The sequence below is a fragment of the Companilactobacillus miaonis genome, from assembly GCF_036913615.1.
Classification (GTDB): domain Bacteria; phylum Bacillota; class Bacilli; order Lactobacillales; family Lactobacillaceae; genus Companilactobacillus.
In genome coordinates this window covers 30,489-43,507 of the sequence record NZ_JAYKTX010000018.1, presented here as the reverse complement: position 1 = coordinate 43,507, position 13,019 = coordinate 30,489, and the positions used below count along the sequence as shown (strand labels likewise).

Below are 13,019 nucleotides of genomic sequence, written 5' to 3'. Positions count from 1 at the left end.
ACTTTTGCTTTCAAATCAAAACTATATTTAACCATACAAAAAGTGCTCCATAATCATTAGATTTCTTGTCTAACAATTATGAAGCACTTCATTTTTGGTAGCTTTTTTCCATTTGATTGTTAAATGGTGCCACTTGCTATCAACGAGATTTAGACCTGAACTTGAAGTTAAATAGTTCAAAGAATAAAAATTTTTAATATCTGGAGTTGGTAGATCCTTATATTTTGAATCATTTTTAAATCCATCTGGTTTTTCAACACTGTGTCGAAGATAAGTTGGGATTTTAGTTAAACCAACGTTATATTTGCTTTCAGGATTACCGGGATAACCAATCGCTATATGTTGACCAGATACTCCGTTGAGGTCAAATGAGGCTCCTTCGTTATTAATATCTCCATATGATTTAGAAGTGTCTGGATAAGTGTCAAACTCAATAGCCACACTATTTTGAATAGCATTTTTAGCGATATTAATAACGTTTGTTTCATCAAAATTCCAATCGGTTCCCCAAACACCTAAGGTTTCTCCATTTCCTGGCAACCATTGTTTCTCTTTTAAGTCGTAACCGACGGAATGAGAATTAACTCCGTTAGGATCATTATGTAACACAAAAGCCATACCATCTCCAGGCCTAGTACCAGCAATGTTGGTGATATTATCAGTATCTTTGTAAAATCCTAAATAGAGCCACATTGAAACGGTTTGGTCGTTATTGATATTAAAGAAATTACCACTAGTTAAATTGCTCCAGATTCCACCGACTTGTTTATGGTCGTTGGTCATTTGGATAACAGATGTATCTTTACTATTTGGATTTTTAGAACTTGGACTAACAATGGTAGCAGAATTGCCATCAAAGTTAGCTTTAACGAAGTTATTATCGCTCCATTTGAGCCCCTTTGGCGCGGTGTTTAAGGCATTGTTGAGATCTTGCGCATTACTATGTATTTCTCCGTCGCTATTTGCTGGTGCAGCTGAAACTTTTTGACTGGTCCCCATACTAGTCAGTAACAAAAAAATTATTGATAGAATTCTCAGAACTTTTACGTATCGTCGATATTTTTTCATGATGCCCCTTTTATAAATAGAAAACTCAATTTATAAAAAAAGTGTATCAAAAATATGACTTAATTTCCGTGATAAGGGGCTGGAATATCACTCTATTTTTATATAAAAAATATAAATAAATATTATATTAAATATATCATTTTCCTGATATCAAGATTTTAAATGGAATCTAACAGGGTCCAATTGATCACACCGGTATATTGACCAGCACTTGGATTATCATTTAAAGATAACAAGATACCACTCTGATCGGTCCAAGGTAGCGTGATATCTCTTGTCTCGGTTAGGTCATTTTGTTTGGTATATTGGGCAATGTTGACATTATGGGACAAATCAAGGGGATGACTATCCGGATTTTGACGGTAAACTAGTGAGCCATCGAGATCTTTTTTAGTATTTTTGTTGACCAAAGGTGTTGCTGCAGCTTGGACGACCCAACTAGTACCTTTGGAACGGCTGTCGATTACATTGACGTGCCAGTCGTTAATCCTTGGAATAAGTTTATTTTTGGTGCCATAATTAACGTCTTTGAATGCTACATGACTGGAAACTTCGCCAAAAGCTACGGTGCCACCAATCTGAATCGTTCGGTTCAACGTATTAGTTTCGCCGAGATCTCCATTTTCATCTTTTACAAAGAAGCTGACGTTGGTTGAATCGCTAGTTAATAACGATTTATCGATGTGTAAAGTAAAGGAGCCATCAGAGTTGACTAATCCGGTAATTGGTTTGGCGGCCTCATTATTGATTTTTTGATAGACAGTGAGTTTGGAAAAATCAATTGAACCGCTCCCGAGAAATTTCACCTGAGCCGGGATGTCGACACTTTCGTCTTTTTGAACCTTGATAATGTAAGGAGAACTACTCTCCAAAGTGATTGAACGAGGATCGATAATGAAAGATGAGGAGTCAGTATCAGTGATCAAGTTGTCACCATCGAAATGAGCATGGGCACTAGGAACGGTTAATTGTTCGTTAGCTGTAGCGGCAGCTCTTCCGTGTAGTGAAATAGTAGCTGTTCGATTATCTTTATTTAAATTTTGCAATAATGTGTAATTAATTTCTTTAGTTGAGGCGTCAAAAACACTACTTGGAATGGTTTCTGTTTGACCGTTAGCGTAAGTTATTTCACCACTATTGAATGTAACATTATTTGGAATGTCCATTCTGGCTTTAATGTTTGACCACTCTCTGGTCCAGCCGATATAACTTAAATTATAGTTGTACGTTATTTTGTCATTAGCGTTGACGTGACTATTTTCTGATACTTCAGTATTTTCGGTGTCGTTATGAATAGTGGATGTTGCTTGGGCGTCAACATATGAAGGAATTGACTCAAAAGCAATCAAATTATTTTCAGTATATTTACCAGTAGATCCAGTAAATCCCCAATATAATTTTCCATCTTTGGAAGCAAAGGTATTCGTGTCAACATTGATTGAGCGAGTTATTTCTGAACTTAGGGGAGTACTTGTAACGGGATCTTTGTCATCATAATGGTAGGTCAATTTTCCAATGGTACTACCAGTGTCAGGCTTTTGCCAATCAACAGTTAAGTGATGCCATTTGCTGTCGACTAAATTGAGAAATTCACTGGGAGTCCCACCATAAGCATTCTGGTGATACATTATGAAAAAGTTCTTTTTGTCACCATTGGAATTTTGTGCGTATTGGGGGATGTAGGTAATTGTCTTTCCGGGATATCCGAAGGCGATATGAGGGTCGTAATTTTTTGAACCAGAATATGACAGATCAAAAGAAGCACCTTCGCCTTTGATATCATCATAAGAACTTACACGGTCAATGAAGGTATCAAATTCGATGGCAATACTATTTTGAATAGCAGATTTAGCAATGTTAGCACTATTAGTTTCAGAAGTATCCCAATCAGTTCCCCAAACGCCAAGTGTTTCTCCGTCACCAGGAACAGTTTTACCATCTCTTATTCCGGTTGAATGAGCATTGATTCCACGTGCATCGTTATGTAAGACAAAGGCCATACCATCGCCTGGAAAAAAGCGGTTAGGGTCGGTGATACTTTTTGCGTAGCCAAAATACAGCCACATCGAAACTTTTTGATCATGGTTGATGTCAAAGTAATTATCCTTGTCGAAGTTGCTCCAAATTCCACCAACTTGATTATTAGTATTAGTCATTTTAATAATACTAGTATTAAGCGAATTAGGGTTCTTTGATTGAACGATTTGAGCTGAATTGCCTTCGAAATTAGCCTCAGAAAAAGCACCATCAGACCAGCTTAGTCCTTTAGGAACAGTCTCTAAGGCATTTTCATAGTCAGCCTGATTGGTATCAGCCGCTAAAGCTGATTGATAGGTTAGTGGTAGTATTAATAAAAATGTAAATAGAATAAATAAAAAAATATAAAAACTGTGGGTAAGTCTCTTATATTTATTCATAATAAATCCCTCTCAATTAAAAAAATCCTCAATATTCAATCGAAGTGTAACAGGTTTTTGAACTTATGTCATACTTTTAGTATATTTTTACCACTTTATTTTTATATAAAAACTATAAATAATAGTATATTAAATATATAGATAATCTTATTAATATAAATAATTATTAATGTAGACAAACCGTATAATAATAAAATTTGGCAACAATTAAATTGCTTAAAATAAAATGTTTTACAATTTCTTCGAATAAGCATAAAATATGTATAAATAATTGAAAAAGGAGGGGTTATTTTTGGAAATTTTTAAAGATAATCAACCAATTCCTTTAAATGATCACTTATGCTTTTCTTTGTACGCTACTTCGCGAGCAATTCAAAAGCTATATCATACTGGATTGAGTGAATGTAAGTTAACATACCCACAATATTTAGTTTTAGTTGCTTTATCAGAACACGATGAACTGACAGTTAAAAAATTAGGTGAGCTTTTGTCACTAGATTCAGGAACATTGACACCATTGCTGAAACGTTTGGAAAATGAAAAGTTGGTAATTCGGAATCGCAGTAAAGATGATGAACGTGTGGTTAATGTGGAATTGACTGAAGCTGGGAAAAAGAAGCGTCAAGAGGCCAATAACTTACCAGAAATTTTGGTCCAAAAAAGCGGTCTTTCAGAAGATGAATGGTTTCAACTAGAAAATTTGTCAAATAAGTTGTATAAAAATATTACCGATTAGAGAATAATTTTTAACAATCTGAATACGTTATAACGATAATAAAAAAAGAGGACATTACTGGTACTGCAGAATTGCAATACAGTAATATCCTCTTTTTTATTGTTAGTTCTATTTCAATTTTTTAACACGACTGAATAATGATTTGTCGTCAGGAGTTTTGTGATCGCCAGTTCGGCCAATATCATAATCAGAATCTTGCATAGCTTCAACTTTCCCCATCAAATAACCATTACCAACTTGTGAGAAGAAGTCATGGTTACTAGTACCAGTTGAGATACCGTTCATAACGATAGGGTTGACATCTTCAGCGTTGCCATCAGGAAAGAGTGGCTCTTGACCTAAGTTCATCAAAGCTTTGTTGGCGTTATAACGTAGGAAGACTAAAACTTCATCGACCCAGCCAACTTCTTTATAGAGTTCTTGGGTGTATTTTTCTTCATTATCGTAAAGAGTATAGAGTAAATCATACATCCAATCTTTCAATTCAGCTTGTTTGTCCTCACTCAATTCGTTAAAACCTAATTGGAATTTATAACCAATGTAAGTTCCGTGAACGGATTCGTCACGAATGATCAATTTAATGATTTCAGCAACATTAGCTAACTTGTTATTACCAAGATAATAAAGTGGAGTGTAGAAACCAGAGTAGAACAGGAAGCTTTCTAGAAAAACACTGGCAACTTTCTTTTGAAGGGGTGTGCCGTTTTGATAGATATTGTTGATATATTTAGCTTTCTTTTGTAAATACTCATTGTGATCGGTCCAGTCAAAGATTTCCTCGATTTCTTCAGCACTATTTAAAGTACTAAAAATTGAAGAATAACTTTTAGCATGAACGGATTCCATGAATTCGATGTTGTTGAAAACTGCTGTCTCAGCTTGAGTTCTGACATCTTTTAACATAGCTTGGATACCATCTTGAGATTGGAGAGTATCAAGCAGGGTTAAGCCGCCAAAGACGTGTCCAACAACGGTTTGTTCTGCAGGAGTCAAAGTGCGCCAATCATCTAGATCATTGGAAAGGGGAATTCTGGTATCGAGCCAAAATTGTGAAGTTAACTTTTCCCAAGTCTCTTTATCGATTTGGTCTTCAAGTTTGTTCCAATTCATTGATTTGTAATATGTGTCGACCATTATAAAAATTTCCTCCTAGATTGAGCAGCTTTCACACTCATTACTACCAATCTCATCATTATTTTCAGTGAAAGTTCTGACGTAATAGAGTGACTTGATGCCTTTGTAATATGCATAGTTACGCAAAATACTTAAATCACGTGTAGTTTGTTTAGAATCATTTTTCCATTCGTAAATACCAGCTGGAATTTCTGAACGCATAAAGAGGGTCAAACTCATGCCTTGATCGATATGTTCTTGGGCAGAAGCATAAGTGTCAATGACTTTACGCATATCAGTGTCATAAGCAGATTTGTAATACTTGATCGTATCATTACTCAAGAAAGGAGCTGGGAAGTACAACTTACCGTTTTTCTTTTCTTGACGTTCTTCAACGAGTCTAGTTACTGGTTGTAAGCTAGCACTAGTATTATTGATATACGAAATTGAGCCAGTTGGAGCAACAGCCATTCGGTAGGCGTTATAAATTCCATAACGCATAACATTTTCCTTTAAAGCTTGCCAGTCGCTGATATCAGGAATATCTATATCATTAAATAATTGCTTAACTAGTTCTGATTTAGGAGCAAAACTTTGAGTAGTGTATTTATCGAAGTAAGTTCCGTCAGCATATTTAGACTTTTCAAAATTAGCAAAAGTTTCTTTTCGTTCTTTAGCAATATTATTACTTTCAACTAAAGTCCAATAGTTTAACAGCATGAAGTAAACGTTGATAAATTCAATTGCTTCTGGTGAGCCATATTCAAGATGATGGCAAGCTAAATAAGTATGAAGTCCCATAGCACCCAAACCAATAGAATGGCTCATCTTATTACCATTGGCTACTGGAGGAACAGCAGAGATATTAGAAGCGTCACTGACGAAAGTTAAGGCACGAGTCATTGAACGAATCGATTGACCAAAGTCAGGGCTTTGCATCATATTTAAAATATTAGTTGAACCAAGATTACAACTGACGTCAGTTCCCAATTTAACGTATTCTTGAGCGTCATTTAGTTGTGATGGGATTTGGACTTGTTGAATCTCTGTACAAAGGTTACTCATGATAATTTTTCCATCGATTGGGTTGTCACGATTAACAGTATCGATGTTCAAAACATAAGGATAACCAGATTCTTGTTGTAACTTACTGATTTCATCCTCAAGTTCACGTGCTTGAATCTTATATTTTTTGATACGGTCGTCGTTGACCATATTGTCGTATTCTTTAGTGATATCGACGTATGAGAATGGAACACCGTAAACTCTTTCAACTGAATAAGGACTGAAAAGGTACATGTCTTCATTTTTACGAACTAATTCATAATACTTGTCAGGAACTATTACGCCTAAGGATAAAGTCTTCACACGGATTTTTTCATCAGCGTTTTCCTTCTTAGCAGACAGAAATTCGATAATGTCTGGATGGAAAACATTCAAATAAACTGCACCAGCACCTTGTCGTTGACCGAGTTGGTTACTGTAACTGAAACTATCCTCCAACAATTTCATAACCGGTAAGACACCTGAGGAAGAATTGTCGACTCCCTTAATAGGTGAACCGGATTCACGCAAGTTAGACAGTGTAATACCTACACCACCACCAATTCTAGACAATTGTAGAGCACTATTGATTGTTCGGCCGATACTATTCATATCGTCAGTCACTTGCAATAAGAAACAGGAAACGTATTCTCCACGGCGTTTTCTACCAGCATTCAAAAACGATGGTGTAGCGGGTTGATAACGTTGGGCAATCATTTCTGTAGCCAAGCTCTTGGCTAATTTTTCATCACCGTTGGCATATAAAAGGGCGTTAAAAAGGATTCTCATCTCATAATTTTCGAGATAAAAATTACCGTCATTAGTCTTTAAAGCATATTGATTATAAAACTTATAGGCAGCCATAAATGATTGAAATTGGAAATGTTGGTCTAATAAGTAGTTATAAAGTTTTTCGATGAAGCTTGGTGAGTATTCATCTAAAACATTTTTTTCGATAAAATCATTTTTTACGAGGTAGTCAATGTGGTTTTGAAATGAATCAAATTTCATTGTGTTCGGTTCAACATTCTCCGCAAAAAAAGCTGTGACGGCTTCCTTATCTTTATTTAGAGGAATTTTACCATCTTGGGGGATGTTGATTTCGTTATTTAATTTAAAATAACTAATTTTGCTTGCATCAAGGTTATTTAATCCCAATTTCATTCACTACTTTCTTAAAATTTTCGACATCTTTGTTGGTTCCATTGAATTCAAATTCAAAAACTACTGGGACTTCTAATCCAGCAGCGATGTCTTTGGCAGTGTGGTTGTAAAGTGTGTTGAAATTTCGATTGCCACCGCCAGCAACGCCAACACAATTTTGAGCATTATCTTTATATTGAAGAAAATCGATGACCGGATCCATCATGTCGTCGTCATAAGCTGGCACAATAAGAATAAATGGCCGACCCATTTGGTAAAATGGATCGGCGTCGGTTATTTCATAGCCATCTATTCCTAGCTTATTAACGAAACGTTTTGTTTGTCCGGTGATAGAATAATAAGCTATTTCTTTCATAATTTAGCCCACTAATGCCTTTAGACTATCAGGACGGAAACCAACGATTGGGTCACTGACTGAGTTCATAACAACTGGAACACTCTTAAATCCTTGTTTTTTCAAAGCATCAAGATATTGTGGATCTTGATTGATATTTCTCTCTTCAAAAGAAACATTATGTTCCTTTAAATATCTCTTAGTCATTTTGCATTGCATGCAATTATTCTTGCTATATACGATTACGTTATTCATGTAGAGCACCTCTCTTTAGTTACTAAATCAGTATAATCATTCGGTTGAAAAAACACAATATATTGTATTCGTTATAGTGATACACACACGATATAGCGTGGTTATACTGTAAGCGCAAACTTATGTACGCCTTGGGGTAGACAATTTTGCATCTCAATTTCAAATAATTTTCTGATTCGTGGTAAAATTAGCGTAATGACTATTATAAAGTTATTAGTTAAAATTGAAAGAGTTTTAGACAATTAATTTTGGTTGGGAGAAAACTATGAATTCTTGGAATTTTGTGGGAATTATCGCATGGATTATCGTGATTGCATTGTTAGTCTTTGTGGTATTCAATATTAGAAATCGTCACTTAAAAATTCTTGTACAGAAAAAAACAAAAATAACTTGGACTACGATTTTGGTCGATTTTTTAGAGATCTTAGTAGTTATTTTGATGGTAAGCGGATTGTTATACACTAGTCTGTTTACAAAAGTTGATTTGACAGATAAGAACGATGTTAATGTTACTTATAAATATGATCCAATGATTATCCAAACAACTGATGACGGACAAGGGTACTACGTAAAAATTGATAAGAAGGAATCCAGTTCTTCGACAGATGTTTATCAATATTGGTTGAATAATTCGAAATATACTATTTCTAGTCGTAATGCGACAATCTCTGATTCAACGTTACCATTCACTGTTTCAGGTTTGCGTTTAGATTGGCCAATGAAGAAAATTAATAAGTATGATTCGAAATATCAGTATGCATATGTAATTACGGTTCATGCTAAATATAAGAACAATTTCATCAATGGTTTAGGGTTAAAAGCTAATCGCTTTGCAATGGAATATCGAGTCTTGAGGGTTCCAGCTAGATCATTTATCAATGTAGGCAAATAAAAAAACTCGACCAATTGGCCGAGCTTTTTATTTGGTTAAGCTTTTTTAATCTTTTTGATACTAACAACGATCTTGTTGTTTAGTTCAGTTTTGTTTGCATTATCTTTGGGATCATTTTTAACGATTTCCATTAAAGCTGAATGTTCGTAAATCTTTTCAACTTTTCCTTGGAAAGGATAATCCATATCTTCATCAACGGAGCAGTTGTATACAGTGCCAACCTTCAAGTCTTCTATTTTCATATGTAAAATCTCCTCGGATTTATTAATTAACAGACTAGTATATTAATATAGTAAAAGAAATATTTCAAACATAGGGGTTCAGGAATGGATAAAAAAATTATCGTAATAACGGGTGCTAGTGGAACCGGTAAAACCACTATCAGTAAATATTTGAAAGATACCTATCATATACCAAGTGTTATAACTCACACTACTAGATTACCACGTGAAGGCGAAAAAAACGGTGTAGATTACTATTTTGAAACGAAAAATTCCTTTTTAAAGAATCATTATTTAGAAAAAGTCGAATACAGTGGCAATTGGTATGGTTCATCAGAAGAAAGTTTAAAAAAAACTTGGGAAAAGTATGATGCTGCCAGTATCGTAGTCGATACACAAGGCGCCATCTCTTATAAAGAAAAATATGGAAAAAATGCCGTTGTAATATTTCTTGAAGTTGATTTTGAAACAGTGACGAATCGTCTCAAGCAACGTGGGGATGAAACGAAAAGATTACTAAGTCGAATAAACAGCGATGAATTCAAACGTGATCTGCAAATACCGAGCGAATTAAGCGGTAAATGTTATAAAATTTCTAATAAAAATCTCGAAAATACTAAAGAAAACGTTAACAAAGTACTAAAATTGGAAAAAATCAAATAAATAATTAATTCACAAATGGGTTTTAACACTTGTTATATCGGGTGTTGAAACCCTTTTCTTTTGTGAATTTCAAAGTGTAACATTCTTATACAATTGTTGTAACAGTTCTGCAATATTCAGGGAGTAATATAGTGGTCGTTGAGTGATAAGAAATTAATAATTATAAAAAAATTAAACAATTAAAAACTATTTCACATACGGGGGATTTCAATCTTGAATACAAACGTTAAAAAAAGTCTAATTTCATTTACAGCTGCTGCAGCATTGGCAGTTACAGGTTTAGGTCTATCAAATGCATCTTCAGCTAAGGCTGCTACAGTTATCCAAAACGCACCTTCAGTTGTTCATACAAAGAATGATTCAGCATTATTCAGAAATCCATCATCAGATTCAAAGATCACAGGTCGTGCACTTGCATCAAATACTAGCTGGCGTGTTGCTAAGGCTGTTCAAGATGACAATGGTACAACATGGTATCTTGTAGGTTCAAACGAATGGGTAAGTAGCGTTGACGTTACTACACAAGCTGCTGTTACAGAATCAGCATCAACATCTACAACAGATTCAACACAAGCAACTGCTGAAAATGTTATCAGCACAGCTAAGAAGTATTTAGGTACACCATATGTATGGGGTGGCAAGACTCCTTCAGGATTTGACTGCTCAGGTTTCACATCATATGTCTTCAAAGAAGCAACTGGTAAGAACATTGGTTCATACACAGTAGCCCAAGAAAGTGCCGGAACAACAGAAGCAGTTTCACAAGCATCAGCCGGAGATTTACTATTCTGGGGTGGCAAAGGTTCAAGTTATCACGTAGCTATTTACTTAGGTAACAACCAATATATTGCTGCACCACAACCTGGTCAATCAGTTAAGATTTCAACAATCTCAGGTTACTTCATGCCTTCATTCGCTGTTAAGGTTCTATAATTCAATTGAAATCAACCCTAAAAGATCACCCTCTTCGGTGGTCTTTTTTTCTGTCTTAAAATAAAATAGAAGACGTATTACTGAATAAAAACGAAGAGGAATACCATGGAAAAATTAATTGAAGCAGCAAAAGCACAAATCAAACCCAAGATGCATGTTAGTTTTGGAGGAGGACGGACAGTAGGTCGGTTGATCAAAGCCGTAAAAGAAATGGATATAACTTTCTCAAGTCCTTCCGAAAGTACGCGCCAGCTTTGTGCAGAGTTAAACATTCCGGTTTTACCGCTTGATCAAGTAACTAAGTTTGATGTAGCTTTTGACGGTTGTGATAATTTGGATAAAAATTTAAACGTTTTAAAAAGTAATGGTGGAATTCACACATTTGAGAAACTGTATGCCAATTTATCCGACCGCTATATAATTTTATCTCCTAAGACACGCCTGAGTGATGTCTTAAATCCAGAAGTACCATTATGTTTGGAAGTATTAGCAGATGCAATTCCACAAATTTTACAAAAAGTAGAGCAATTGGGTGGTCACGGTCATGTCCGTCAATCAAGTGACATTGCCGGAATCGTCAGAACTAATAATGGATTTGGTTTAATTGACTGCAGCTTTGAGAATTATGAAAATATCTCCGAAATAAATCGTCAATTAGCCGTTATGAACGGAGTTTTAAGCACTTCTTACTTTGAAAATATTGTGACTGACGCTTTGTTGAGCGATGGGGATGAAGTAGTCCATTTGACGAAGTAGAATGGTTTTAGGATTCAGACTGAATTTAAAAAAAGAGAGGAACTTACTAGAATTACAGCAATTACTACAATTCTAGTAAGTTCCTCTTATTCAGAATCTTTATGTTCTTGATGCCATTTCTCAATGTAAGCTAATCGTTGTTTGAAGAACTTTTCCTTACCTTGTTCTGTTGGTAAATAGTATTTACTATTTTCAACTTCTTTAGGAACAGTCTTCATGGTCGTTAATTTATCCGCAAAATCATGTGCAAGTTGGTAATCTTTGCCGTAACCGAGATTCTTCATCAATTTAGTTGTTGCATTGCGAATCTGTAAGGGAACGGGAAGATTGCCATATTTTTTTACATCCTTTTTGGCTCTTAAACTAGCTTTGTAGACGGCGTTTGATTTGGGGGCAACAGACAAATAAATGACTGTTTCAATTAAATGGACGTCACATTCGGGCATACCAAGAAACTGGCAAGCTTGAAAAGCGTTGATAGCAACATTTAAGGCGTTTGTGTCCGCTAAACCAATATCTTCACTAGCAAATCTGACCAATCTTCTGGCAATGTAAAGCGGATCTTCACCGCCTTCAAGCATACGTGTCACCCAATAAATAGCAGAGTTAGTATCACTATTACGCATCGATTTGTGCAGAGCTGAGATGATATTGTAGTGTTCTTCACCGTTTTTATCGTATCTGAGCGATTTAGTGTTGAGTAATTGGCGAATATCATCTAAATCAACTTTCGTTTTCCCAGCTTCAGAATTCGAATTAATTACGGCCATTTCCAAAGTATTCAAGGCCACCCTAGCATCACCATTGGCATAACTAGCGATTAAATGGATCGTGTCAGGATCAATTTCGACTTCAGTTTGAAAGGCTTTTTTATTAGCGAGAGCTTTTTTTAGTAATTCGACTAAATCATTCTCAGTCAAAGACTTCAAGACGAAAACTTTGCAACGTGACAAAAGGGCAGAATTGATTTCAAATGATGGATTTTCGGTCGTTGCTCCAATTAAAGTAATGCTGCCTTTTTCGACAAATGGCAAAAAAGCATCCTGTTGGGCCTTATTGAAACGGTGGATTTCATCAATGAAGACGATCGTTCTTTGCCCCATTTCACGATTCATTTCAGCTTCTTGCATGACTTTTTTTATATCATTGATACCGCTAGTGACAGCGCTAAAAGTAATGAAATTAGCTTGCGTTTTTTTGGCGATTATTTCAGCAAGAGTAGTTTTACCAACCCCCGGAGGCCCCCAGAAAATCAAAGAGGGTATTTTGTCTTGATCGATGATTTCACGCAATATTTTTCCAGGACCAATCAAATGCTGCTGACCGACAAAACCATCAAGCGTGGTGGGACGAATTCGATTAGCTAGAGGTGAATTTTCGTCATCATTGTTACTAGAAAAAAGTGATTCTTGTTGCATACTTT

The 13,019-nt window shown here is 35.4% G+C and carries 13 protein-coding genes; 5 read left to right on the top strand and 8 right to left on the bottom strand.

The annotated features are described in order from the left end of the window. Positions 1–69: 69 nt before the first annotated feature. The gene (locus U8521_RS12415) at positions 70–1,068 is read right to left on the bottom strand and encodes an L-type lectin family protein (protein ID WP_334352895.1); all 999 of its coding nucleotides are present in this window, start codon (positions 1,066–1,068) and stop codon (positions 70–72) included. Positions 1,069–1,226: 158 nt separating this feature from the next. Continuing rightward, entirely contained in the window at positions 1,227–3,485 is a 2,259-nt protein-coding gene (locus U8521_RS12410; protein WP_334352894.1) for an L-type lectin family protein, read from the bottom strand. Between the two features lie 292 nt (positions 3,486–3,777). Here U8521_RS12410 and U8521_RS12405 point away from each other — a divergent pair, with 292 nt between their 5' ends. Next, positions 3,778–4,221 carry a MarR family winged helix-turn-helix transcriptional regulator gene (locus U8521_RS12405; RefSeq protein ID WP_334333547.1) on the top strand — a complete coding sequence of 148 codons (444 nt, stop codon included), beginning with the start codon at positions 3,778–3,780 and terminating at the stop codon, positions 4,219–4,221. A gap of 108 nt (positions 4,222–4,329) precedes the next feature. Here U8521_RS12405 and nrdF read toward each other — a convergent pair whose 3' ends face one another. Genes nrdF through nrdH form a run of 4 tightly spaced genes read right to left on the bottom strand, consistent with a single transcriptional unit; the run spans position 4,330 to position 8,131 of the window. Next, complete coding sequence (nrdF, locus tag U8521_RS12400) at positions 4,330–5,355, bottom strand: class 1b ribonucleoside-diphosphate reductase subunit beta (protein ID WP_334333546.1); 1,026 nt, start codon at positions 5,353–5,355, stop codon at positions 4,330–4,332. Positions 5,356–5,370: 15 nt separating this feature from the next. Continuing rightward, the gene (gene nrdE, locus U8521_RS12395) at positions 5,371–7,542 is read right to left on the bottom strand and encodes a class 1b ribonucleoside-diphosphate reductase subunit alpha (protein WP_334352893.1); all 2,172 of its coding nucleotides are present in this window, start codon (positions 7,540–7,542) and stop codon (positions 5,371–5,373) included. Beyond that, positions 7,523–7,897, bottom strand: coding sequence for a class Ib ribonucleoside-diphosphate reductase assembly flavoprotein NrdI (nrdI, locus tag U8521_RS12390; RefSeq protein ID WP_334333544.1), 375 nt, complete (start codon positions 7,895–7,897; stop codon positions 7,523–7,525). The genes nrdE and nrdI overlap by 20 nt, the downstream gene beginning before the upstream one ends. 3 nt (positions 7,898–7,900) lie before the next feature. Continuing rightward, positions 7,901–8,131: a glutaredoxin-like protein NrdH gene (gene nrdH, locus U8521_RS12385; protein ID WP_334352892.1), complete on the bottom strand. Its 231-nt coding sequence runs from the start codon at positions 8,129–8,131 to the stop codon at positions 7,901–7,903. Between the two features lie 265 nt (positions 8,132–8,396). On the opposite strand from nrdH, the gene U8521_RS12380 reads away from it, so the two are divergent. Beyond that, on the top strand, positions 8,397–9,023 hold the full coding sequence (locus U8521_RS12380) for an LVIS_2131 family protein (RefSeq protein ID WP_334333542.1): 627 nt from the start codon (positions 8,397–8,399) through the stop codon (positions 9,021–9,023). Positions 9,024–9,058: 35 nt separating this feature from the next. Here U8521_RS12380 and U8521_RS12375 read toward each other — a convergent pair whose 3' ends face one another. Beyond that, the gene (locus tag U8521_RS12375) at positions 9,059–9,265 is read right to left on the bottom strand and encodes a hypothetical protein (protein WP_057738107.1); all 207 of its coding nucleotides are present in this window, start codon (positions 9,263–9,265) and stop codon (positions 9,059–9,061) included. 84 nt (positions 9,266–9,349) lie between these two features. On the opposite strand from U8521_RS12375, the gene U8521_RS12370 reads away from it, so the two are divergent. The 3 genes from U8521_RS12370 (at position 9,350) to U8521_RS12360 (ending at position 11,596) form a co-directional block, all read left to right on the top strand. Beyond that, positions 9,350–9,907 (top strand): guanylate kinase, encoded by a 558-nt coding sequence (locus U8521_RS12370; RefSeq protein WP_334352891.1) that lies wholly within the window; start codon positions 9,350–9,352, stop codon positions 9,905–9,907. 213 nt (positions 9,908–10,120) lie between these two features. After that, positions 10,121–10,840: a C40 family peptidase gene (locus U8521_RS12365; RefSeq protein WP_334333540.1), complete on the top strand. Its 720-nt coding sequence runs from the start codon at positions 10,121–10,123 to the stop codon at positions 10,838–10,840. Between the two features lie 105 nt (positions 10,841–10,945). Further along, entirely contained in the window at positions 10,946–11,596 is a 651-nt protein-coding gene (locus U8521_RS12360; RefSeq protein ID WP_334352890.1) for a ribose-5-phosphate isomerase A, read from the top strand. A gap of 86 nt (positions 11,597–11,682) precedes the next feature. On the opposite strand, the gene U8521_RS12355 is transcribed toward U8521_RS12360, so the two are convergent. After that, positions 11,683–13,014: a replication-associated recombination protein A gene (locus tag U8521_RS12355; protein ID WP_334352889.1), complete on the bottom strand. Its 1,332-nt coding sequence runs from the start codon at positions 13,012–13,014 to the stop codon at positions 11,683–11,685. Positions 13,015–13,019: the final 5 nt, after the last annotated feature.